The 23782-nt window shown below is 43.7% G+C and carries 29 protein-coding genes; 18 read left to right on the forward strand and 11 right to left on the reverse strand.

Features of this window, described 5'->3' with window-relative positions; all coding sequences use genetic code 11:
* A complete protein-coding gene (gene tgt, locus Q8O20_RS09840; RefSeq protein WP_305531018.1) occupies positions 1-1122 on the reverse strand; it encodes a tRNA guanosine(34) transglycosylase Tgt in 1122 nt (373 codons plus the stop codon).
* A 104-nt stretch (positions 1123-1226) separates the two neighbouring features.
* Between tgt and hemL the strand changes: the two genes are divergently transcribed.
* The 5 genes from hemL to Q8O20_RS09865 all read left to right on the forward strand — a co-directional run bounded on the left by hemL (position 1227) and on the right by Q8O20_RS09865 (position 4662).
* The gene (gene hemL, locus Q8O20_RS09845; protein ID WP_305531019.1) at positions 1227-2513 is read left to right on the forward strand and encodes a glutamate-1-semialdehyde 2,1-aminomutase; all 1287 of its coding nucleotides are present in this window, start codon (positions 1227-1229) and stop codon (positions 2511-2513) included.
* On the forward strand, positions 2510-2812 hold the full coding sequence (locus Q8O20_RS09850; RefSeq protein ID WP_294895429.1) for an AtpZ/AtpI family protein: 303 nt from the start codon (positions 2510-2512) through the stop codon (positions 2810-2812). The genes hemL and Q8O20_RS09850 overlap by 4 nt, the downstream gene beginning before the upstream one ends.
* Positions 2812-3243, forward strand: coding sequence for a hypothetical protein (locus Q8O20_RS09855; RefSeq protein ID WP_305531020.1), 432 nt, complete (start codon positions 2812-2814; stop codon positions 3241-3243). Before Q8O20_RS09850 ends, Q8O20_RS09855 begins: the two co-directional genes overlap by 1 nt.
* A gap of 88 nt (positions 3244-3331) precedes the next feature.
* Positions 3332-3718, forward strand: coding sequence for a PA2779 family protein (locus Q8O20_RS09860; RefSeq protein WP_305531021.1), 387 nt, complete (start codon positions 3332-3334; stop codon positions 3716-3718).
* 2 nt (positions 3719-3720) lie between these two features.
* A complete protein-coding gene (locus Q8O20_RS09865; protein ID WP_305531022.1) occupies positions 3721-4662 on the forward strand; it encodes a PA2778 family cysteine peptidase in 942 nt (313 codons plus the stop codon).
* Here Q8O20_RS09865 and Q8O20_RS09870 read toward each other — a convergent pair whose 3' ends face one another.
* Positions 4663-5349: a hypothetical protein gene (locus Q8O20_RS09870; protein WP_304739376.1), complete on the reverse strand. Its 687-nt coding sequence runs from the start codon at positions 5347-5349 to the stop codon at positions 4663-4665.
* Positions 5349-7211: an RNA polymerase sigma factor RpoD gene (gene rpoD, locus Q8O20_RS09875; protein ID WP_305531023.1), complete on the reverse strand. Its 1863-nt coding sequence runs from the start codon at positions 7209-7211 to the stop codon at positions 5349-5351. Before rpoD ends, Q8O20_RS09870 begins: the two co-directional genes overlap by 1 nt.
* A gap of 145 nt (positions 7212-7356) precedes the next feature.
* On the opposite strand from rpoD, the gene Q8O20_RS09880 reads away from it, so the two are divergent.
* The 10 genes from Q8O20_RS09880 (at position 7357) to Q8O20_RS09925 (ending at position 15053) form a co-directional block, all read left to right on the forward strand.
* On the forward strand, positions 7357-8169 hold the full coding sequence (locus Q8O20_RS09880) for a flagellar hook-basal body protein (RefSeq protein WP_304739372.1): 813 nt from the start codon (positions 7357-7359) through the stop codon (positions 8167-8169).
* Between the two features lie 17 nt (positions 8170-8186).
* The gene (gene flgG / locus Q8O20_RS09885; protein ID WP_294895420.1) at positions 8187-8975 is read left to right on the forward strand and encodes a flagellar basal-body rod protein FlgG; all 789 of its coding nucleotides are present in this window, start codon (positions 8187-8189) and stop codon (positions 8973-8975) included.
* A gap of 96 nt (positions 8976-9071) precedes the next feature.
* Positions 9072-9575, forward strand: a complete 504-nt coding sequence (locus tag Q8O20_RS09890; protein WP_303663014.1) for a 3-isopropylmalate dehydratase small subunit — start codon at positions 9072-9074, stop codon at positions 9573-9575.
* Positions 9576-9578: 3 nt separating this feature from the next.
* Positions 9579-10655: a 3-isopropylmalate dehydrogenase gene (gene leuB / locus Q8O20_RS09895; RefSeq protein ID WP_305531060.1), complete on the forward strand. Its 1077-nt coding sequence runs from the start codon at positions 9579-9581 to the stop codon at positions 10653-10655.
* The gene (locus tag Q8O20_RS09900) at positions 10643-10891 is read left to right on the forward strand and encodes a tetratricopeptide repeat protein (RefSeq protein WP_304742794.1); all 249 of its coding nucleotides are present in this window, start codon (positions 10643-10645) and stop codon (positions 10889-10891) included. The genes leuB and Q8O20_RS09900 overlap by 13 nt, the downstream gene beginning before the upstream one ends.
* Positions 10882-11244, forward strand: a complete 363-nt coding sequence (locus tag Q8O20_RS09905; protein WP_305531024.1) for a hypothetical protein — start codon at positions 10882-10884, stop codon at positions 11242-11244. The genes Q8O20_RS09900 and Q8O20_RS09905 overlap by 10 nt, the downstream gene beginning before the upstream one ends.
* Before the next feature lie 24 nt (positions 11245-11268).
* Positions 11269-12108 (forward strand): formyltetrahydrofolate deformylase, encoded by an 840-nt coding sequence (gene purU / locus Q8O20_RS09910; RefSeq protein WP_304742790.1) that lies wholly within the window; start codon positions 11269-11271, stop codon positions 12106-12108.
* On the forward strand, positions 12109-12579 hold the full coding sequence (locus Q8O20_RS09915) for a tRNA (cytidine(34)-2'-O)-methyltransferase (protein WP_305531025.1): 471 nt from the start codon (positions 12109-12111) through the stop codon (positions 12577-12579).
* Positions 12580-12913: 334 nt separating this feature from the next.
* Positions 12914-13573: a S24 family peptidase gene (locus Q8O20_RS09920; RefSeq protein ID WP_294893458.1), complete on the forward strand. Its 660-nt coding sequence runs from the start codon at positions 12914-12916 to the stop codon at positions 13571-13573.
* Positions 13521-15053 carry an SH3 domain-containing C40 family peptidase gene (locus Q8O20_RS09925; protein WP_305531026.1) on the forward strand — a complete coding sequence of 511 codons (1533 nt, stop codon included), beginning with the start codon at positions 13521-13523 and terminating at the stop codon, positions 15051-15053. The genes Q8O20_RS09920 and Q8O20_RS09925 overlap by 53 nt, the downstream gene beginning before the upstream one ends.
* 7 nt (positions 15054-15060) lie before the next feature.
* Here Q8O20_RS09925 and Q8O20_RS09930 read toward each other — a convergent pair whose 3' ends face one another.
* Positions 15061-15366 (reverse strand): flagellar basal body rod C-terminal domain-containing protein, encoded by a 306-nt coding sequence (locus Q8O20_RS09930; RefSeq protein WP_304742782.1) that lies wholly within the window; start codon positions 15364-15366, stop codon positions 15061-15063.
* A 69-nt stretch (positions 15367-15435) separates the two neighbouring features.
* Positions 15436-16632: a tetrahydrodipicolinate N-succinyltransferase N-terminal domain-containing protein gene (locus Q8O20_RS09935; RefSeq protein ID WP_305531027.1), complete on the reverse strand. Its 1197-nt coding sequence runs from the start codon at positions 16630-16632 to the stop codon at positions 15436-15438.
* A gap of 106 nt (positions 16633-16738) precedes the next feature.
* Between Q8O20_RS09935 and Q8O20_RS09940 the strand changes: the two genes are divergently transcribed.
* Positions 16739-17224, forward strand: coding sequence for an ankyrin repeat domain-containing protein (locus tag Q8O20_RS09940; RefSeq protein WP_305531028.1), 486 nt, complete (start codon positions 16739-16741; stop codon positions 17222-17224).
* Positions 17211-18101, forward strand: a complete 891-nt coding sequence (htpX, locus tag Q8O20_RS09945) for a zinc metalloprotease HtpX (protein ID WP_305531029.1) — start codon at positions 17211-17213, stop codon at positions 18099-18101. The genes Q8O20_RS09940 and htpX overlap by 14 nt, the downstream gene beginning before the upstream one ends.
* A 9-nt stretch (positions 18102-18110) precedes the next feature.
* Here htpX and Q8O20_RS09950 read toward each other — a convergent pair whose 3' ends face one another.
* The 6 genes from Q8O20_RS09950 to Q8O20_RS09975 form a co-directional block, all read right to left on the reverse strand.
* The gene (locus tag Q8O20_RS09950; RefSeq protein ID WP_304742768.1) at positions 18111-18242 is read right to left on the reverse strand and encodes a hypothetical protein; all 132 of its coding nucleotides are present in this window, start codon (positions 18240-18242) and stop codon (positions 18111-18113) included.
* A 67-nt stretch (positions 18243-18309) separates the two neighbouring features.
* Positions 18310-19059, reverse strand: a complete 750-nt coding sequence (locus Q8O20_RS09955; RefSeq protein WP_305531030.1) for a molybdopterin-binding protein — start codon at positions 19057-19059, stop codon at positions 18310-18312.
* 45 nt (positions 19060-19104) lie between these two features.
* Entirely contained in the window at positions 19105-19752 is a 648-nt protein-coding gene (gene adk / locus Q8O20_RS09960; RefSeq protein WP_305531031.1) for an adenylate kinase, read from the reverse strand.
* Between the two features lie 15 nt (positions 19753-19767).
* Positions 19768-20340, reverse strand: a complete 573-nt coding sequence (locus Q8O20_RS09965; RefSeq protein WP_305531032.1) for an adenylate kinase — start codon at positions 20338-20340, stop codon at positions 19768-19770.
* 3 nt (positions 20341-20343) lie between these two features.
* The gene (aspS, locus tag Q8O20_RS09970) at positions 20344-22098 is read right to left on the reverse strand and encodes an aspartate--tRNA ligase (protein ID WP_305531033.1); all 1755 of its coding nucleotides are present in this window, start codon (positions 22096-22098) and stop codon (positions 20344-20346) included.
* 106 nt (positions 22099-22204) lie between these two features.
* The gene (locus Q8O20_RS09975) at positions 22205-22600 is read right to left on the reverse strand and encodes a P-II family nitrogen regulator (protein ID WP_304742757.1); all 396 of its coding nucleotides are present in this window, start codon (positions 22598-22600) and stop codon (positions 22205-22207) included.
* Positions 22601-22804: 204 nt separating this feature from the next.
* Between Q8O20_RS09975 and Q8O20_RS09980 the strand changes: the two genes are divergently transcribed.
* Positions 22805-23782 (forward strand): iron-sulfur cluster assembly scaffold protein, encoded by a 978-nt coding sequence (locus tag Q8O20_RS09980; protein WP_305531034.1) that lies wholly within the window; start codon positions 22805-22807, stop codon positions 23780-23782.

Here is a 23782-nt window from a genome sequence, read left to right on the forward strand (position 1 = left end):
TTAGCTTTGGCGACGTGCATAAAAGTCCTTTTTGAATTCTACAAATTTCCCCGCAAGGATCGCTTCACGTGCTTGGCGTACCAGCCAGAGATAATAGTGAAGGTTATGGAGTGATGCGAGGCGAAAATAGGTAAGCTCTCGTGAACGGAACAAATGGTTCAGATAAGCACGGCTATAGCGACGGCATGTGTAGCATGTACACGCAGGATCGATCGGTTCCGAGTCAAATTTATAGCGAGCCCCTTTGATGTTCACTTTTCCAAACGTCGTAAACAATGTTCCGTTACGAGCATTACGAGTCGGCATAACGCAGTCGAACATATCGACGCCCCGTTCGATGTTCTCGACCAAATCCTCAGGCGTACCGACCCCCATCAAATAGCGGGGTTTGTCGCTCGGCATGAGCGGTGTCGTGTGCTCTACGGTATCGTACATCAGATTATTCGCTTCTCCGACGGAGAGTCCTCCGATGGCAAATCCGTCATAGTCCATTGCGCACAGCTCTTCAGCCGATTGGGTACGGAAATTAAAGTCCGTCCCCCCTTGGATGATGGCAAAGATATTTTGGTTGACACCGATCCCTTTGGTTTGGTTATTGCGATGGTAGTCGATCGACTGTTGCGCCCACTGGGTAGTTCTCTGAATCGAGGTTTTGATACGCTCCTGCGTTGCGGGCAACGCCACGAGATCATCGAGGATCATCATAATGTCGCTGTTCAGATTGTTTTGGATGTCGATCACTTTTTCAGGGGTGAAAAAGTGTTTGCTACCGTCGATGTGGCTGCGAAATTCGATCCCCGTCTCTGTCGGTTTGGAGATGTCGCTGAGACTAAATGCCTGAAAGCCGCCGCTGTCGGTCAAAAAGCTGTTAGGATAGGTGGTAAATTCGTGCAATCCCCCAAGCTTTGCGATGGTTTCATCACCGGGACGCAAATAGGTATGGTAAGTATTGGCTAAAATAATTTGGGTATCCAAAAGCTCTGTCATATCGGCCATATCGAGTGATTTGACACTTCCCACGGTTCCCACAGGCATAAAAATAGGGGTTTGTATCGTTGAATGAGCCGTGGTAATGGTGCACGCTCTGGCATTGCCGCACGTAGCATCGACATGAAATTGCATAAATGACCTTGCTTAATTGTTTTTGCTATTTTAGCGCATTACGAGCCGTTTGAACAACCCAATCTTTGCTATAATTGCGTAAAGATTATAAATTAGGATTATGAATGAGCATTGAACACTCCCTAGCAGCCTTTGAAAAAGCCCAACATCTTATCCCAGGGGGTGTAAACTCTCCCGTACGTGCCTTTAAAAGTGTCGGTGGAATTCCCCGTTTTATCGCACGGGGCGAGGGTGGATACTTGGTCGATATCGATGAGAACCGTTACGTCGATTATGTTCAGAGCTGGGGGCCGTTGATTTTCGGGCATCGTGATGAGTCTATCGAAAATGCGGTGATTGAAGCGGTTAAACACGGTCTTAGTTTCGGTGCGCCGACCGAAGCGGAATCGGAGCTTGCGGAGTTGATTATTTCTATTTATGACTCGATTGAAAAGATCCGTTTTGTCAGCAGCGGAACGGAAGCGGTGATGAGCGCGATCCGCCTTGCTCGTGGATTTACGGGTCGTGATGACATCGTTAAATTCACCGGATGCTACCACGGACACAGTGACGCACTTCTCGTTCAAGCGGGTTCGGGTGCGGCTACATTCGGAACTCCTAGCTCTCCGGGGGTACCTGCCGATTTTACGAAACATACGTTGCTGGCGGAATACAACAATATCGAGAGTGTAAAAGCGTGCTTCAAAGATAGTCCGGGGATCGCGTGTGTGATTATCGAGCCGATTGCGGGAAATATGGGACTCGTTCCCGCGACCAAAGATTTTCTCGCCGAATTACGCGCCGTGTGTGACGAATACGGCGCATTGCTGATTTTCGACGAAGTGATGAGCGGTTTTCGTGCCTGTTTGCATGGGGCGGAGAGCATTACGGGAACCAAACCCGACCTTGTAACCTTGGGTAAAGTGATCGGTGGCGGTATGCCTGTCGGTGCTTTCGGCGGTCGTCGTGAGATTATGGCACACCTCTCTCCTGAGGGGGGAGTCTATCAAGCGGGAACCCTCAGCGGGAATCCTGTCGCAATGGCTGCTGGTCTTGCTTCGATCAATAAACTCAAAACCAACGCACGTGTATTTAGTGTTCTCGAAGCACGTGCTGTACGTTTGATGAGTGGTTTTGCTGAAGCGGCAAAAAAACATAATATCGGATTACAAACCGATGTACGCGGTTCGATGTTCGGATTTTTCTTCTCAAACGAGTCAGTCGGTAATTTTGCGGAAGCGTTGAAAAGTGATACGGCACGCTTTGCCCGTTTTCATGCGGCAATGTTGGATGCGGGATTCTATTTTGCGTGCTCGCAGTTTGAGACAGGCTTTATCTCTACCGCTACGACCGATGCGATGATCGAAGAGACCATTGCTGCGGCGGATAAAATTTTTGGAGAGATACAATGAGTGCAGAAGAGGAAAAACCGAGACTAAAACCGATCATCGAGGGGGCTGAAACTCTTTCTCTCGGTATTTCGATGGTGGTTGCTATCTTGATCGGTGTCGCTATCGGATTGGGGCTTAAAAAACTTACAGGAATCACGTGGTTGCTGTGGATTGGTGTTGCTATAGGTATTTTAGCGGCAATTTTAAATGTCTATAAAGCCTACAGTAAGCAATACAAAGAGTTCGAAAAGTTAGCGAAAGACCCACGTTATAACATGGGAAAATCCCAAAAAGATGACGATGATGAGGATGAAGATTGATGGTCAGCAGTTTTCTAGTTGCGATGCTCTCGTCGATGCTTATCGTTACGGGATCACTCTATTCGTATCGAAACATGATCCAAAGCCGTGTCGAAAACAGCGAAATTGATGATTTCAAAGATGTAATTGATGAGATGGATGATCCGTATGATTTGTACGAAGAGGAACGTGAATCTGAGATCACTGATATCAAGCAGATGATCAAAGAGGAAAAAGCGCGTCAAAAGAGCAATATTATCGAAAATACGACCAAAAATGCATCGGCCATGGTTTCGCTCTATCGCTTACTACCGTACGCTTTTTTAATACTCGGCTTTATTGGATTGGAAAACAGCCGTACATTAGAAATTTTGCCGTATTTGGTAGGGCTTGCAGTGGGAATGCCGATGGGGTATCTAATCGCTAAAAAATTGTTTATTTCACAATCATAAGATATTGAATGTATTAACTGTGTGTTAACGCAAATAGATTTACAATGCGTATGTTATATTTATTAAAAAAAGTGATAAAAGGGTTAACATGCAGATTTCAAAATTAATCGTATCATCGGTACTTAGCGTAACACTGTTTGCTCAAGTGTCATGGGGGCAAATCGCTTCGACAGAATTGGTTTTAGGCTCTCCTTCGACGGTATCTTCACAAGCTAAAGTGTCTCAATTTGTTGCACGAGAGGATGTCGCTAAAGCATTTGAAGAGATGGGAGTAGACCCTAAAACGGTCGAACTGAAACTTGCATCATTGAGTGATGATGAAGTAAATACCATTGCATCAAATATTGATACGTTACCGGCCGGCGGTGACGGTGGAAGCATCATCGGTGCGATTGTCTTTATCTTTATCGTTTTATTGATTACCGATATTCTCGGATTAACAAAAGTGTTTAATTTTACCCGTTCAGTACGTTAGAAGTGGCAACGAGAGACTACCTTTTCTTTTTATGTGCAACTGCCGCTTTATTTATATTAAGCGGTTGTGTTGCTAAAGATCCTCTCCCTCAGGGGAAAGTGTATCCTTCAACTTCTATAAATGTCCCTTTTATTTCCCCACGTCAAGATTTATGCGGTTCAACATCCATTCAAATGGTTGCGCAGTATTGGCAGGCTAACAGCAATTATTCCCCTAAATTATCTCTGCAGGAACTTGATCAACGGACATTGCTTCCCCTCAAAGGAGGGACGTTGCAACTAGAACTGGTGAGTGCCGCGCGTGCAAACGGACTTATAGCCTATCCACTGGAGCCGAATTTTGATGCTTTATTGAGTGAGCTTGCCGCTCATCATCCGGTTATTGTTTTGATCAATCGGAGTTATTCGTGGTATCCCCTGTGGCATTATATTCCTGTGAACGGATACGACATAACGAGGAAGGAATTTTTAACCCATTTTTCAGATCAGCCGAACGAGCCGATAGGGATTAAAACTTTTGCCGAGTTGTGGAAACGGAGTGAGTATTGGGGGATTGTCCTTCTTCCTCCGGGAGAGATACCTGCATCGGCTACGTCAAAAAAATTCTTGCGATCCGTGTATGAATTGGAAAAAGTAGGTATGGTTGAGGAAGCAATCCGAAGCTATCAAAGTGCTCTTATACGGTGGCCGGAAGATTCGGATATCCATTTTATTTTAGGCAACAGTTATTACCGTGTGGATCGTCTTAGCGAAGCAGAGGAGAGTTATCGCCGTTTTTTGTTGAGTCATCCTACTCATCCGCTTGCTCTCAATAATTTGGCACTGCTTTTATCGAAAACAGGGAGAAAAACAGAAGGGTTAGCGTTGTTGGATAATGCAGCAAGCAAAGATCCTGAAATTCAAAAAATACTCCGAGATACACGTGAAGAAATTATGAAAAAATAATTATTTCACAATCATCGGAACATTGATTATTATTTTATTCTCTTTTATATCGACGAAGAGATTATTTTCTTCGGATAAATGAGTGATCTCAGGGAGAAACTTACGTATCATTTTATCGGATGATATTTCGATGGAAAAAAGTGAATATTTTTCCCCCTCAAATTTGATATGCTCTCCGACACGGAAAAATAACCGAGTTAGAATTTTTTCGTTTCCACCCATTGAGATGTAAATTTTATTGAGAAGTTTGATAAATATCTCAGTTTGGAGGCGAATTTCAGGGATAGTCGGATCGAGTTCTTTGAGATATTTTGTGGATGATCCGATTGAGTTGGAACTAATACATAAATCGATCAGAGTATAAACATTAATCAGCTGACCGTCCGGCTTTTGTGCTGTAAACTGAAAAGAGGGGAGTTGATAGAGTCGAATCCCGATTTGTTCTTCATCTTCATAGCCTACGGTGATACCGAAAAATTTAAAACGTCCGAATTCGAGTTCTAAAAAAGTGGTTTTGAATCCAAAGGATGAGTTCGCGTAGGTAGTAGCTATTTTATAGATAGCAGAGGCCTCTATCGCACCGAGAAGATATTGTGCCTCGGTGTTGAGAGATACGATTTTCCCTCCGGAATTAAAAAGGATAAATGGATTAAAGTCGTATTCAATCCACTGCTGATCAAACGTCATCAGTCCTCGATATAGTTTTTAAGTTTACGACCCACTTTAGGGTGTTTTAGTTTTTTGATCGCACTGCTTTCAATCTGACGGACACGCTCACGGGTAACATTGAGTTCTTTACCGATCTCTTCAAGGGTACGGTCACTCTCATCGTCCATAATTCCGAAACGCATTTTGATAACCGCTTTTTCACGCTCATTGAGCTGTTCTAAGACACTTTCGATTTGAACTTTTAAATCGTCTTTTAAAATGGCATCACTTGGGGAGAGTGACATTTTATCTTCGATGAAATCACCGAAACGACCATCCTCTTCATTCCCGATAGGGGCTTCAAGAGAGATAGGCTCTTTGGTAATTTTAATAACGTTTTTAACTTTCTCAACCGACAAGCCCACTTCTTCTGCGATGGTTTCGACATCCGGCTCTTTTCCGTGTTCTTGGAGATGTTTACGCATAATTTTATTAATACGGTTGATCGTCTCGATCATATGGATCGGAATACGGATGGTACGTGCCTGATCGGCAATTGCTCGGCTGATCGCCTGACGGATCCACCATGTCGCATAGGTCGAAAATTTATACCCTTTTTGGTATTCGAATTTATCGACTGCTTTCATCAACCCGATATTTCCCTCTTGGATCAAATCGAGGAATGGGAGACCACGGTTGGTATAGCGTTTCGCGATGGAGACAACGAGACGGAGGTTCGATTTCGCCATACGGGTTTTAGAAACTTCGGAGATGTTTTTACCCCGTTTGATCTGTTCCAAGATATCGGCAAGTTTATCGGGTTCCATGTTGAACCCACCTTTGGAAGCCTCTTTGGTCTGGATCAGTTTTTTGATCTCCATATAGGTGCTGACCATCGTTGCCTCAGGAACTTTGGTCGCAATCTCTTCTTTGGTCAAATCGCAAATTTTGTTCAAAATCAACGTGTGATTCTTTTTAAGCTGATCGTTGAAAAGGGGAAGTTTGTACTCAAGACGTTTCAACTCGCGATCAAATCCCTCATCACTGCGCAATGCCGTTTCCATTGAACGGACAAGCTCATTGATAAGTTTAGAGGTTGGCCCGAGATCCAACAATGCTTCTTTGAGCATTTTTTTCTTGAAGCTGACATTGAGGAAGAAAAGGACGTAATCGGCATCCATCTCTTCAATCGAGCACTCTTCCAACATTTTTTCAGTTGCTTTTACCCACTCTTTTTTCGCTTTTTCAAGCGCTTTAAAAGAGGTTACGACTTTTTCAACCCGTTTTTTATCTTTTACAGAAGGGGCTTTTTCATTTGTTTCCTCTTCATCAGCATCATCATCGCTATCGTCATCGCTCTCTTCTTCTTCTGCCTCTTCAAAACTTTTGAAAAGTTCTTTTACGCGGCGTTCACGGTTGATAAGCGGGTCTTTATAATCAAGGATAAAATCGATCAAATAAGGGACGGAACAGATTGCATCGATAATAATCCCTTCCCCCATCTCCATACGTTTGGAGATTTCAACTTCTTCTTCTTTGGTAAGAAGGGGAATTTGACCCATTTCACGAAGGTACATACGTACCGGTGAATCAGAACGTGACCACTCAAGAAGTTCGTGTTGTTTGAGAATATCAAACTCATCACCGCTTGCTTCTTCGATGTATTTAAGCTGAGCGGCACGTTTGGCGGCAGCTTCTTGTTGATTGAGCATTTTGGCATGTTCAGAAGAGGTAAAGAGGCAGATTTTATGTTTCTGAGCCAATTTAAGGATGTTTTTTGCTTGCGCAAGGGTAGGTTGCTTGTCAAATGGATCGACAATTGTTTCATAAGTGAGACAATTTTTAGATTTATGTTCGGCAAATAGGGTTTCGAGATGTTTATTTAGATCTTTGACACTCATACGAGGAGGACTCCCTTAACGTTAAAAAGAGGTGGATTATACCGAAATTTTTCTTAAATAGCTTTCCACTATTTTTATATTTCCTACTTTTACAGTATGGAACACTTGTTGCTCACTAAGTCTCAATACTCCACAAGGATGATAAATGCAGACCGGATATTATGCGGCAACAGGGGGAATGGTAGCGCAGTTTAATCGTATGGATACGATCGCTTCCAACCTTGCCAATGCCAATACTGCGGGATACAAACGGGATCAGTTGATAACGGGAGATTTTGCGCGTCTCTATAAAACGGTGCAAAGCGAGCTTCCGATTGCGAACAATACGGAAGAAGCGGCGCAGTACTTTAACCGTTCCCTTTCACGTGTCCCGCAAATAACCGATGCCTATACCGATCACAGTCTGGGTTCAATGCAGCGAACCGATAATACCTTTGATATGGCACTCTCAAAAGAGGGGCAGTTTTTTGCGGTTCGTACGCCGCAAGGGGTTCGTTTGACCCGTGATGGGATTTTCACCATTAATGATGAGGGGAAATTGGTCAACAAGCAAGGGCATGAAGTTCTCTCTGCCGATAAAACCCCGATTACATTCACCCCGCAAGACAGTGTTATCACCATTGATAAAAACGGCCAAGTTTCTACCAATGTCCCCGGAACCACTCAAATGGTAGCCAATAAGAAACTTTTGGTAATTGAACCGCAAAATATCCGAGCACTGAATAAAGAGGGTGAAAATCTCTATATTCCAGATCCTGCCGATCCGCTAGTGCCGTTAGCCGAAAGCGGAAGCGTTATGCAAGGGTTCGTAGAAAAAAGCAATGTGAACGCCGTCAATGAAATGATTGCTCTTGTTGAAGCAAACCGTCTTGTCGGTATGTATCAAAAAGCGATGGATTCACAAATGAACGATCTAAATAAAGACGCGATTGAAAAACTCGCAGTAACTCGTCGATAAGTTAAGGAGATAAAACTATGATGCAATCACTCTATACCAGCTCTACCGGGATGCTGGCTATGCAAACTCAGATCGATACGACGGCGAATAATATTGCCAACGTTAACACCATGGGATATAAAAAGTCCCGTGCCGAATTTGCCGATTTGATGTACAAGGTTATGACTTATGCGGGAACTTCTACCAGTGATACAACGAAGTCTCCGACAGGGATTGAAGTGGGTCTTGGGGTACGTCCGACCGCGATCAATAAAATCTTTACCGAGGGGAGTTTGAAGCAAACCGATAACACTCTCGATACGGCGATTACAGGAAAAGGTTTTTACAAACTTGAACTTCCAAACGGAACCGAAGTGTATACCCGTAACGGCTCTTTTAAAATTGATGAAAACGGTACAATCGTCAATTCAGACGGCTATAAATTGGTTCCGGAAGTCGTTATCCCTGAAGACGCTATCAATATCAGTATCGGAACCGACGGTATCGTCAGTGTTACCCAATCAGGTCAGGCACAAGCAACTCAAGTGGGACAGATTTCATTGACTAACTTTATTAATCCGGCGGGATTGCATGCGATGGGAGATAACCTTTTTGTGGAGACCGACAGTTCGGGTCAGCCGGTTGAGGGGACTCCTGGTGTTGATGGATTAGGGAATATCCGCCAAGGTTTTGTAGAGCTTTCAAACGTTCAATTGGTTGTCGAGCTTACCGATTTGATTACGGGTCAGCGCGCGTATGATGCCAACTCCAAAGTTATTACGACCAGTGATGAAATGTTGGCAACAACGAACAGCTTGAAACGTTAAATAGCACGTACTCTTAAATCCTTTTTCGGGGATTTAAAACTCTTTCAACACATCTTTGCTATAATCCAACCAATTTTACGTACCATAGGATTTTTGATGCAAAAAATTGAAGGGAAAGTTTGGAATTTCGGTAAAGATATCGATACAGACTTGATTATTGCTGCCCGCTATCTCAACACTTCAGACCCAAAAGAGCTTGCTAAGCACGTTATGGAGGATGCCGATCCGTCATTTGTAACTAAAATGACTCCGGGTGATATCATCGTCGCGGATGAAAACTTCGGATGCGGTTCGTCTCGCGAACACGCCCCGATCGCCCTTAAAGCGGCGGGAGTTGCAGCGGTTATCGCACCCACATTTGCCCGTATTTTTTACCGTAACGCTTTTAACATGGGACTACCGATTTTGGAACTTCCCGAAAGCTTAGAGATCAAAGAGGGTGAGTCCGTTAGCATCGATATGGATGCGGGAACGATTACCAATACAACCAACGGTAAAGTCTATAACTTTATCCCCATTCCGCCGTTTATGCAAGAACTTATTGCCGCAGGCGGTTTGATGAATTATGCAGAAGCGGAAATTGCCGCACAGGAGAAATAAGTGATGAAAAGTTACAACATTGCCTTGATAAAAGGGGACGGAATCGGTCCTGAGATTATTGATGAAGCGGTAAAAGTACTCGATGCGGTCGCAGCGTGTGAGAATTTAGAGTTTAACTACCAAGAAGCCCTTATGGGGGGATGCGCTTACGATGTGACAGGCGATCCGTTGCCGCAAGAGACGATTAATATCTCTTTAGCGAGCGATGCCGTACTTTTCGGTGCTATCGGCGGAACCAAATGGGATACCCTCCCGAGAGAAAAACGCCCTGAGAGCGGATTACTCCGTTTCCGTAAAGAACTCGGTGTATTCGCCAATCTCCGTCCTGCAAACGTCTATGATGAACTTGTCAATGCCAGCTCTCTCAAACCTGAAATCGTCAAAGGGGTCGATTTGATGGTCGTCCGTGAACTTATCGGCGGTATCTATTTCGGTGAACCGAAAGGGCGTGATGAGAATCGCGGATGGAACACGATGGTCTACACTCGTGATGAAGTGGTTCGTATCGCTCACGTCGCGTTTAAAATCGCGATGGATCGCTCAAAAAAAGTATGTTCGGTTGATAAAGCGAATGTTCTTGATGTCAGTCAGTTGTGGCGTGAAGTGGTCGAAGAGGTGGCAAAGGAATATCCTGAAGTAGAACTTTCCCATATGTATGTCGACAATGCGGCAATGCAGTTGATTCGTGATCCGAAACAATTTGACGTTATTTTGACCGGAAATATTTTCGGAGATATCCTCAGTGATGAAGCAAGTATGCTCTCAGGTTCTATCGGTTTGCTCCCTTCTGCTTCTGTCGGCGCTAAAATCGGCGTATATGAGCCGATTCACGGTTCGGCTCCTGACATCGCAGGGCAAGGGATTGCCAACCCGATTGCTACCATCGCAAGCGCATCTATGATGCTCCGATTTGCATTGGGCGAACACAAAGCGGCGGATCGTATTGATTACGGCATCAAGCAAGCACTTGCTGAAGGGTATCGAACTAAAGATATCGCCGGATTTGATGCAAAAGAAGTGTGTTCAACCAGCGAGATGGGTTCCATCATCGCTAATTTTGCTGCCAAATGCAAACTCTAACTCTCGCCAATATTTATGAACTTCAAGGGCTCAAAGAAGATGCTCTTGAAATCTATAAAGAGATTTTGAAAAAAGACCCTTCCAATGCAGATGCAAAAATCGCGATTCGACGCCTCTCCGGAATGCGAAAAAAGTTTTTAGGGGTTAATAACGAAATGAAAACTTTTTTTATACAGATGGAAGAAGAGGCAGAATTTATTCAATTTGAAAGGTGGTTGTTGCGCGCATGGAACTAAAAGATGTCATTTTATCCACATTAGCCGAAATTGAAGAGTTGTCGATACCTTCTGAAAGTGCAGAACAGGTTGCAGTGGTTAGAGAAGAAAAATTTATTTCTAAAGAAGAACCGCTCACTCATAAAGAACCGCTTATTGAGAGCGTTCAAACCGTGATAGAGACGGTTCATGCAGTTCGTGATGACGAAGCTCGGATGTTGGAGGGGATTAGAGAGCGTTTACTTGTCCTTTTTGAAGGATTTCAATCCCCTAATAATACGCAAATAGAAGCTAAAGTCGATTTGACACTTAATTTCTTCGAATATCTTTTAGCAACCATCGACAATCGCTTAGAGACGATTAAAGAGTCTTAAGCGCTCTCAAACAGAGGAAATAGAATGAATGAACACTATAGGGTATTAATCCATTGCAATGATGAAAAAGGGCTTGTATACAAAGTATCAAGTATCTTTTTTCATCGCAATCTTAATATTATTTCCAATAATGAATTTGTAGACAAAGCACACAATAAATTTTTTATGCGCAGTGTCGTCGCCGGTGAGATCGCTCCGGATGTACTTAAAAGTGAATTGGCTGCGATATTGCCTCATCATGCGCATCTCGAAGTGATAGCTCCCCGTAAAAAACGGGTTGTCTTAATGGCAACAAAAGAGTCTCATGCCTTGGGCGATATTTTAATTCGATACGAAGCGGGTGAACTGGATTGTCATATCGTCGGGGTAGTTTCCAACTATAACTTGCTTGAACCGTTAGTTTCAAAATTTGATATCCCTTTTTATACTGTATCGCATGAGGGGTGTGATCGGGATGAACATGAAAAGCGTGTTCTTGCACAGCTCTCAGAACTCGGTGACATCGACTATATCGTCCTTGCCAAATACATGCGTATTTTGACACCGCGATTTGTTGAGGCATACGAAGACAAAATTATTAATATCCACCATTCATTTTTACCTGCCTTTATCGGAGCAAATCCCTATAAGCAAGCATACGAACGTGGTGTGAAGATTATCGGTGCAACAGCCCATTTTGTCAACAATCATCTTGATGAAGGGCCGATTATAGCTCAGGATGTTATCCACGTCAATCATGCCTTCGGATGGGAAGAGATGCAACGATTGGGACGGGATGTGGAGAAAATCGTTTTATCTAAAGCATTAAAACTTGCATTGGAAGATCGAATATTTGTTCATACCAATAAAACGATCATTTTTTAAATGTTTAACATGGTTTTAGTTCATCCGCAAATTCCCAATAATACCGGTGCTATCGGGCGGCTTTGTGTGAATACAGGTTCCTCTCTTCATCTTATCAAACCGATCGGATTTGATATTGACGAGAAAGCGGTTCGCCGTGCAGGGCTCGATTATTGGCATAAAATCGATTTGCACGTTTGGGAGAGTCTGGAAGAGTTTATGGAAGCTCATCCGGATAGGAAGCGTTTTTTCTTTGCCACGACAAAAACCGATCATCCCTATTTTGAACACGAGTTTCAAGAGGGGGACTACCTCTTTTTCGGAAGTGAAACGGCAGGAATACCTTCTGAAGTTTTGGAAGCGTATCCAAATCAGACAATGACTATCCCTATGACAAAAGAGGGACGGAGTCTCAATCTTGCGATTAGTAGCGGAATAATCCTCTACGAGGCAATCAAACAAAATTTTAATTCGTACCGAAAGATGATGTAATGATGATGCAAATACTTGATACGGCAGTTATTGTACTGTTGGTTCTCTTTTTAGTTTATATCTTCCGTGGATATCATCTCTCACGACTTGAACGGGATAATAAAGAGGACTAAAACAGTCTCTCTGCCCACTCTCCCATTTTTGTCTCTAATTTATCCATCCAACCGTTTGCTTGAGTAATTACCTTTGCCATTGTCAACTCCTTGAATTATATTAGGCAAATAGTAAGTTATTTTAATGAATCTTCTAAAAAATATTTCATTTTGTCATATATTCTGAAAAACTATGTCATAATTCCTACAATACGCTATCGATATATCAAAAGGATTTCATAATGAAAACATTCAGTGATATTGTTGAGACGATTAAAGATATTGTCTCTTCCGACTTTCCAGAAAAAAAAGTATTTGATAAAGACGTAGCCGATTTGTTGGATATTACGCAGATGAATTTTGCTACAATGAAAAAACGGAATAAAATTCCCTTTAATGAATTACTCGATTTTTGTGCAAAACGCTCAATAGCAATCAACTGGCTTTTATATAATCAATCGCCCGAAAGTTTGATTGAACCGACCAACCGCTTTTACATGGTACGTTATTTCTCTTCGGTTAACGCCTCTGCAGGGGGAGGCGCCGATAATGAAGAGTTAGAATTTGAACCTCTGATGCTAGAAGATAATTTTGTCCTCTCTTTGGGTGGTGAAAAAGAGTTGCGTCACATTGAAGCGATTAATGTATCAGGTGATTCTATGGAACCCTCTTTTAGCTATAACGACATCATTTTTATAAATCGATCTAAAACCGATATTAGTCGTGGCGGTATATTTACTATTCGAACCGAACATGGCCTTTTTATCAAACGATTGCAAGTTCGGATTGATGGTAAACTTGATATTATTTCAGATAATAAAGACTATCCGACCTATGTTGCCCCTAAAGATGAAGTCGAAATCATCGGAAGAGTTGTCGGGCGCTTTGGCGGAGTTGAATAATATTGGATTGAATATGAATACGACAGTATGGATGGGTGGATTGTTATTGGTGTTGGGAGGGTGTAGTACCCATACACCAATCGCTGCACCTTCCTCTAAACCTCTTAACGTTATTCCGCAATTAGAGACAAATCAGAGTCAATTAGCCGATCCTTTTTGTTGTATGCTTCCTCAAGATCTTGGATTTAAACTTCCTGAATACGGTCCGAAAGTCAATGATTTAGAGCGATTTGAGCAATCTATAGCTCCTTATGTAGCGCGAAACGGATTGGATCGTGAGGATTTGCTTGAAGTACAAACGACCTTTGAAGGGCGTTATTTTTCTCCGTGGAACTACAGGGCTCCTCCTCAAAAAGTTCAGGAGGTGACATGGCCGCTTCGTGCCTACAAAGGTGGATATGGAAGCAATCTCAGACCGGTAGTTCCGGCATGGTTTGAATCCATAAAAAACACCAGCAATTTTGAGGCTTACGGATCACTAAACCAAAAAGCGATTGCCCTTAAACGGATGGATATACGTGCACTTCCAACCGATAAGCCTCTATACAAAGATCCTTCCCTTCCGGGTGAGGGGTATCCGTTCGATCTTCTCCAAAATAGCAGTGTCAATTACAATGAACCGATATTTGTTTCCCATAGAACTAAAGATGGTGCGTGGAGTTATATTTTTACAAACAATGCCTCAGGTTGGGTTCCATCTGATGGAATTACCTTAATCGATGATTCGACGGCTTTGTCGATCCAAAAGTCAGAAAAAGTTTTTATTATTGAAGATAACATTGCTTTAACCGACAGTGTAAAAGGATTTGTAGCCTATTCACGAATAGGGATGGTTTTACCATTGGATCGCGTGGAGGGTGATTATTATTATGTTAAAACGGTTGATAGCAATAGTTCAATCAAAACTTTATCCATACCCAAGCGTTCAGCACACGTCGGTGTGAGCCGATTAAATAAAAATGATATGATCGCTATCGGAACGGATATGCTCAAAAATACCTACGGTTGGGGCGGTATGTATGGAGAACGTGATTGCTCTTCTATGATACGTGACATGATGACCCCTTTTGGTATTTGGCTTCCTCGAAACTCTTCGTCGCAATCGAAAAAAGGGGAAGTTATCTCTTTTCTAGGACTTAACGATGATGAAAAACTCTCTCTGATCAAAGAAAAAGGGGTTCCTTTTGAGACAATTATTTATCTCAAAGGGCATGTTCTTCTTTATGTAGGAAGCTATCAAGAAAGTGTTATGGTGATGCATAATATTTGGGGTATTCGTACCATTGATAAAGCGGGAAACAAAGGAAGACATATTATAGGAAAAGCGGTTATCAGTACTCTGGAATTGGGTGCAGACCTAGAAAATTATGATCCTGAAATGAAACTACTGACGCGCGTTGAGAGTATGAATATTTTTACAAAAATTCCTCTAACTCTGGCGCGGGAAAATAAGAATAAGTCAAAGAAAAAACCTCTTTAAGGCTTTCTTATCCTCGAATGTCGAGAAGCGAACCGTACATTTCATCCTGCGTTTTGATAGCTTGAACATTGGTTTGTGTCGCTTTTTCAATAATCATTTGATCGGTCAGCTCTTTTGAAAGATCGGTTTGAGATTTTTCACTGCCGTTAGATGAAGACATTGAGGTATTGGCTTTTGTCCCGCCATTGCTTGTTTCACTGATTGTCGTATCTTGCGGAACAAACTTATCCGTATTTACATTTGCGACATTATTCGCATTATTATTCATCCACGTTTGGTGAGAAGCGATTGAAGAGACATTTGAGCTTATCATAGAGAGCTCCTTTGTTTAAATACCATCAGTATAGGTTCCATCACCTTAAACGGTGATAGAAAATAGAGATTAGTGCAGATCAGCATTAAGTTTGACTTCACGGGTTGAACGGCGGATGAGCAATTGACCCGTTGTTGAGTCTTGACGATAGTGAATTCCGTTCAGCGCTACAAGGTCTTTTCCTTTGAAACTTGTTCCGTTGAGTGTTTTTGACGGGTTGGCTTCTTGGATTTTGGAAAGTTCCTCAGCACTGACCGCAAACTTGGTTCCCGCCAATACGGCGATCCCTGCATCGACGATACATCCATCACCCAAAGCGATACCGGTAACTGAGTTTGCACCTAAAAGGGTGTTTTTTCCGATCGTAACAGGGATTCCGTCTGTTCCGCTGAGAACACCGAGGATCGAAGCCCCTCCGCCGACGTCTGAACCATCACCTACAACCGCAGAGCTAGAGATGCGTCCCTCAACCATGCTAACACCCGTAGTTCCCGCATTGAAGTTGACATAACTTGCGCCCGGCATGATGGTTGTCCCTGCATGGAGCTGTGCACCGAAGCGGACTTTTGAATCGTCCAATACGCGGGTATTGTTAGCAGGAATGATGTGTTGGAGGTAGCGAGGGAATTTATCGACGAAATCGACTTTCGGATATTCGTTGGCAAATTTGAGTTCGATCTCGTTTTCACGGAGCCATTCGAGCTCGATCGGCTGGCCGTCTGACCATGCGACGTTGTGCAATGCACCGAACGCACCGTTAAGATTGAGGGAGCGAAGAGCCGCTTTGGAGGTAGAGAGGGCGTAGAGTTTGAGGTAGGTTCCCTCGACGCTCGTGCAGGCAACATCGTTGAAAAGGATGACAAGTCGGAACTCGCCATCACGCATACCGCGCTCTTTAATTTGGTTATAGAGGGCGGAGATCACTTGGATATTTTTATGTGCATCACCGAATGCTTCATCAGAATAAGGGGTAAATGCGTTTAAACACCCTTCTAAAAATTTGAGGGTTACAGGGATAATTACTTCATCGGCGTTAAAATCGATTACAAATCCTTGCTCTTGTGCACTTTTGATAAAGATTGCCGCGCTGCCGAAGTTTTCGTTCCAGTTAATATGCGGATAGGTCGCTTGCAGGATTTTAGAACCATCAAGCTGACCGAAATCAACACGGCAGATACCGAATCCAAGAGGATTTTTATATCCTGAGGTGTTTTGAATCTCTTGAACACATGCTTTAAAAGCGGCTTCGGTCTCTAAAATTTCCATATTTTCTCTCTTGGTGTAAAATTAATAGAGAATTTTACCATAAGAGCCTATGTATGGGTTGAATGTTGCGTGTTATACTACGATCATATTTTTAAATGGATTTATTATGGAACAGTGGATTACCTTATTAAAAGCAAATGACTATCTCGGAATAAAAAAATACCTCGCAAGCGGGGGGAATCCGAATGCGGTAGAAGAGAACGGTGAATCGGTTATTTGTTTCGCGATGCGTTACCATTGTGACGGGGAGATTTTAGATATTTTGATCGAGAACGGTGCCGATTTGTATCAAATAGATAATGAGGGGGTGAGTGTTTTTGATGTAGCGGTCACCTATAATAATCTCTCTATCATTGAGCGACTGATTGAGAGCGGATTTGATGTCAATCATCCGACACGCCGTAGCGGATTTACTCCGTTGATGGGGGCTGTTTGTTATGGGCGAGTTGAAGTGATACAAAAACTGCTGGATAAAGGGGTGGATGTAACGGCCAGAGATCAACACGGGCTTAGTGCCATAGATTTTGCCCGTAAAATGCATAAAAAATCGATTTTAGCTCTGTTAGAAGGAGAAAAGAGTGGAACAGATTAAAACCTTTTTATTACTTGGTTCTCTCTCCGTTTTATTGGTATTTATCGGAGGCTATTTTGGGGGGCAGGGGGGAATGCTCATCGCTCTACTCATAGCGGGGGGGATGAATTTTTACGCCTACTATTTTTCGGATACGATGATATTGAAACATTATAATGCACAGGAAGTTGACCCGCGTGAGGCACCGATGCTCTATCGTGTTGTAGAGCGATTGGTTGAGCGTGCCGATATACCGATGCCGAAAGTCTATATTATTCACGATCATATCCCCAATGCGTTTGCGACAGGGCGCAATCCCTCTCATGCGGCGGTAGCGATAACGACGGGATTGCTTGAATTGCTGAATGAGGATGAAGTGGAGGGGGTAATGGCACATGAACTCTCTCACGTAGCCCATCGCGATATTCTGATTGCTACGGTTGCCGCAACAATCGCAGGTGCGGTAGCGTTTATCGCCAATATGTTGCAGTTTGGGGCAATGTTCGGCAGTCGTAATAATCGTGGAAATCCGATTTTGATGATCGCGATGGCTATTTTATTACCGATTGCGGCGAGTGTCATTCAAATGACTATCAGCCGTTCACGAGAGTTTATGGCGGATGCGGGGGCGGCACATCTTACGGGGCATCCGGAGTGGCTTCAAAATGCGCTAATTAAGCTCTCGAACTATAATACGCGAGGAGAAGTGCATGGGGCTACACCTGAGAATGCGCATATGTTTATTATTAGTCCGTTTGACGGCAAAAACTTTTCATTTTCCAATCTTTTTCGTACACATCCTACGACAGAACAGAGATTGGAGCGTTTGGAAGCTTTAAAAGAAGAATTATCAACTGCGAATGAACAAAATAAACTTTACGACCGCCATTACGTTTAATGTGCGTTATTATTCCGGCTCTATTTTAAGGGTAAAATGCGGTTTACGAGGCAACTTTTTCTTCGGTGTTTTCAAAAAAGTATGACGATAAACAATATAAACAATCAAACTGATTCCCAATCCGATAATTAAGAAACTCATTTTGCCCATCCCCTCTCCTTATTCCTTTATGCGAGTAAAATCGGCAGTTTTAAAAAAATGTTTATTTTTAATTATTTTTGATCATCTCGTAGGAAATTGATTTTGCTTTTAATGCCTCTATAAAGAGGTGAAAACTGTACTCACAAAGTTCCTCTTCCTCAGAGGCAACCGATATTTCAACCATAGGATTTCCTCCGTTTATCATCGGCAAGGAAGAGAAATCAACACGCGTATCCATTTTTTCCATGACATCAATCAGTGTATTTTCTGACGTTTGGGCGATTAGGGTGCGGCGATAGGTTTTAGTGGCTTGGGGGTAAAATTTTGTTAATGCCTCTTCCACCATCGGATGGGACATTTCGGGAAATCCCGGCATAAAAAAGTAGCGATCCTCTAGATAAAATCCTGACATATTATTGACAACATTAGGGAGGAGGAGAGAATTTTTTGGAAGATCAGCCATGTGGATACGGTGGGGATAGGCCGCGTCACCGAATCGTTCCATAATATCACGTGTAAATTGCTCATGGGGGACTAAAATCCCATCGCTAAAAACGTCGGCGGCGATTTGGCGTGTCAGATCATCAGGGGTGGAGCCGATTCCACCGAAGCTGAACATGACTGCATCGGAATCGTTTTTGATCATTGTAAAGGTATTATGGATCAAAAGAGGATCATCTTTGATTGTAAAAGAGGAGAAGAGGGTGTGTCCAAGACGCAGCAGTGCATCGCGAATATAGAGAAAGTGTTTGTCTTCACGACGGCCGTTTAGTATCTCAGAACCGATGATGACGGCATAAAAGTGGGGAGTTTTCATAAGAGGATTATAACACGAGATTCCCCGCTAAGGGGAGAAGGAAAATTATTTGAGTTTTTCCAAAATTTCTTTTTCAACTGCATCGATTTTTTGGGTTCCGTCGATGGTGATGTATTTGACGGTGCTATCAGCAGCGGCTACACCTTGGTAGTAGTTGACAAGCGGAGCGGTTTGCTCGTGGTAGACACGGAGACGGTCAAGTACCACTTCGGCTTTATCATCAGCACGTTGCACGAGTTCTTCACCCGTTTCGTCATCTTTATCTTCCACTTTCGGCGGATTGAAAACGACGTGATAGGTTCGGCCTGATGCAAGGTGGGCACGACGTCCTGACATACGCTCAACGATAACGCTGTCGGCTACATCGATTTCGATGACGGCATCGATAGCAACACCCGCTTCTTTGAGTGCGTCGGCTTGAGGAACGGTACGAGGGAAGCCGTCAAGGAGAAAACCGTTGCGGCAGTCATCTTCCAAAATCCGCTCTTTAACAAGACCGATAATGATCTCATCGGTAACAAGTTTGCCTGAATCCATAAACGATTTCGCCAATGTCCCCAGCTCAGTTCCCGCTTTAATTGCGGCACGGAGCATATCACCCGTAGAGATTTGCGGGATATCAAACGTTTTTGTCAAAAACTGTGCTTGTGTCCCTTTTCCGGCACCCGGAGCGCCTAAAAGAATAATTTTCATATTAATTCCTATTAATTAGATTTTGGATTCGATATAGAGCTCTAACTCATCCACAATAGCGTCGATGGAGCGTTCGCCGTCGATTTTTTTGAGAAGGTTTTTACCCTCATAAAAGCTTTGGATCACCGCTAACGGCTCTGTATAGACACTCATACGGTTGTTAAACACTTCGACTTTGTCATCGGCTCCGCGAGAGCGTCCGAGAACACGATCACGTGCTACCTCTTCACTCACAACGACCTCGATGACACTCACAAGTTCTACCTCGGTATCGGTAGCGAGAAATTTCTCGAGTTCATTCATTTGCTCAAATGAGCGAGGATAGCCGTCGAACAAAATAACATCAGCAGGGGCTGATTTGATTGCGCTAGTAATCGTGTCGATTGCGATCTCAATCGGAACAATAAGCCCTTTACTGATAAAGCTATCAATCAAATGACCCCGTTCACTGCCGCTGGAGACTTCTGCGCGGAGGAGATCACCGGTCGAGTAGTGGACGATTGCATCGTCGTTGCGTTCGGCTATAATCTCCGCATCAGTCGTTTTTCCTGAACCGGGAGCACCAATAATAAGGAAAAGTTTCTTCATTGCTTACTTGGCACTTTCGCGTAGGCGGATGTGAAGCTCGCGGAGTTGTGTCAACTCAACCGGACTTGGCGCCTGCGTCATAATACAAGAGGCTTTTTGGGTTTTCGGGAACGCGATAACGTCACGAATGGAATCTTTTTTAGATAACAACATCATGAAACGGTCAAACCCGATAGCGAATCCGCCGTGCGGCGGTGCTCCGAATTTGAGCGCATCGAGTAGAAAGCCGAATTTCTCCTGAGCCTCCTCTTCACCGATACCGAGAAGGGTGAAGATTTGCTCTTGGAGTGCTTGTTTGTGGATACGGATCGATCCGCCGCCGAGCTCAGTTCCGTTGAGAACGATATCGTAGGCAATCGATTCGATGTCTTCGAGATGCTCATGGTTCAAATCACGCGGCATCGTAAACGGATGGTGAAGTGCTTTGACACGTCCCTCTTCGATTTCGAACATCGGGAAGTCAACAACCCAGACAAATTCGAAGCGATCTTTGTCGATCAGGTTCATTTTTTCATGTTCGGCGATGAAGATACGGAAACGTCCCATATAATCCCACACGGTTTTTTTATCTCCCGCACCGAAGAAGACGACGTCGCCCACTTCCATTCCGGTACGTTCTATCAGGAGCTGTAAATCTTCAGGGGCGAAGAATTTTTCCAATGGTCCTTTGAGGCCGTCCTCTTTCATTTGGAAGTAACCGAGGCCTTTTGCCCCGAATTTGCGAACATAATCTTCGAAGCTTTTCATTTCACGTTTAGAGAATGCCAAATCGGCACCCGGAACGCGAAGCGCTTTGATACGGTTCATTTTAGGGTTAGCGGCGATCCCTGTGAAAATTTCGTTGTCACAGCGTGCGAAGATGTCGATCACATCAACCATCTTAAGATCATAACGGAGGTCGGGCTTGTCAGAGCCGTACCATTCCATTGCATCGGAGTATTTGATACGGTTGAACGGAGTGTGGACTTCGTGACCTGCGGCAGCAAACATTCCCGTAATCAACTCTTCGGCGACACGGATAACATCTTCTTGGTTACAGAAGCTCATTTCGACGTCGATTTGGGTGAATTCGGGTTGACGATCAGCACGCAAGTCTTCATCACGGAAACATTTCGCGATTTGGAAATAACGATCAAATCCTCCCACCATCAAGAGCTGTTTGAAAAGCTGAGGCGATTGAGGGAGGGCGTAGAATTCACCTTCGTGTACACGGCTCGGTACGAGATAGTCACGTGCACCCTCAGGGGTCGATTTGGTCAAAATCGGGGTTTCAACTTCCAAAAATCCAAGTTTGTCGAGTACGTTACGTGCTGCAATCGCCGCTTTTGAGCGGAGCATAAAGGTGTTGTACATCAATGGATTACGTAAATCGAGGTAGCGGTATTTCAGACGGATCTCTTCTCCGACATTGTTGTCGCCGATACCGAAAGGGACAGGCTCGGAGCGGTTTTCGATGATCAACTCTTCGACGACTACTTCGATAGCACCTGTTTTGAGACGCGGATTAACGAGACCTTCGCCACGGCTACGAACACGTCCGTGTGCGATCAAGACGAATTCGTCACGCACTTCGCTGGCAAGTTTATGCGCATGGGCATTGTCGGCAGGGTCACAAACGAGTTGAATCAGGCCGCTTTTATCGCGCAAGTCGATGAAAACAATTCCTCCGTGGTCGCGGTAGCTGTTCGACCAACCGCATAGGACGACGTTATCGCCTACGTTTGCTTCACTTAAATCGGTACAAAAATGACTTCTCAATGCAAAGTCCTTAGGTTATATTTTTCGCAATTATAGCGGGTAGAAACTTTTGGTTTGATAATAGTGTTGAGTACACGCCTAAAAGGGTGTACTGAAATTAGGCAGATTAGCTGGAAGGTGTATCGACGGCAGTGAAAAAAGTGTTGCTTTTAACCGTTGCGCGCGGGATTGGTTGAGTAAGAGCCGTTTCATCTTTTTCTCCCGTACGGATACGCTCGACTTCAAGTACCGGAGTGACCCACATTTTACCGGCACCGTGACCTAAATCCTGGGTATGGGCGCGGATCGCTTCCATTGTAACTTCTTTGGTTTTATCGTTGGATACGACGATGATGAGCATTACTTTCGGATACAAATCGGGAGCGTTGTTTTTTTCGGCAATACCGAGTGAACCTTTTCCGATGACATCGGTTACGGTTACCCCCTCGATTTCATTATCGAACAGTTCTCGAAGAACATCATTTAAACAGTGACGGTTGAATACAGCGGTAATTTGAACCATTTTGAACCCCTTTTATGGTTTTGATAGTGTCATTATAAATTGAATCGAGGTGAGCAATCACCACTAAGCTGATTATTAAATAAGCAACTCCTATCAAACCAACTGCATATTTAGTTCTCATACACCAATGTAACAAAAATGTAGTTCTTTGACTAGAACACCATTTGCAATTGTGGAGTTAATATCATCCATCAAGGAGCAATCATGGCACGAGACACACTGATCGGCGGAGCATTATGGGAAGAGTACTCAAGTGAAGTACAACGACGTATGAACGATCCGATCAATATGGGTGAGATTACTCAAGAAGAGGCCGATGCAGCAGAGAAACAATTGATTATTGCCGATTTCGGTGCGGAGAGCTGTGGGGATGCGGTACGACTCTATTGGATGATCGATCCGAAAAACGACGTTATCATTAAAAGCCGATTCAAGAGTTTCGGATGCGGTACGGCAATCGCCAGTTCGGATATGATGGCGGAACTTTGCATGGATAAAACGGTGGATGAAGCACTCAAAATCACCAACATCGATGTGGAAAAAGCGCTTCGTGATGAGGAAGATATTCCTGCGGTTCCGGGGCAGAAAATGCACTGTTCGGTTATGGCGTACGACGTAATTAAAAAAGCGGCATCGATCTATAAAGGGGTCGATATGTCCGAGTTCGAGACGGAATTTATCGTGTGTGAATGTGCCCGTGTCAGCCTCGATACCCTCAAAGAGGTGATCCGTCTTAACAAACTCGACTCTATCGAAAGTATCACTGATTACACGAAAGCTGGCGGTTTTTGTAAATCGTGTATTAAACCGGGTGGTCATGAAAAAAAAGATGTCTATCTCATTGATATGCTCGCAGAAGTGACCGCGGAGCTTCAAAAAGAGGCGATCAGCAAAAAAATCAAAGAGGCCAAAGGGGACGGAAACTTTAATGCGATGAGTTTGGTTCAAAAACTCCGCAGTATCGAATCGATTCTCGAAGAGTATATCCGTCCGACCCTCAAAGCCGACCATGGAGATGTCGAAGTGATCGATCTTAAAGAGGTAGAGGGAGAACACGAACTTTACATCCAGTACAAAGGTGAGTGTATGAGCTGTTCCATGAACACGACAACGACGCTTGCGGGAATGCAGGATATGCTCAACTTCAAACTTAAATCAAATTTGCGAGTGATGGTGGTCTAA

It is taken from the genome of Sulfuricurvum sp. (assembly GCF_030691015.1).
GTDB lineage: Bacteria > Campylobacterota > Campylobacteria > Campylobacterales > Sulfurimonadaceae > Sulfuricurvum.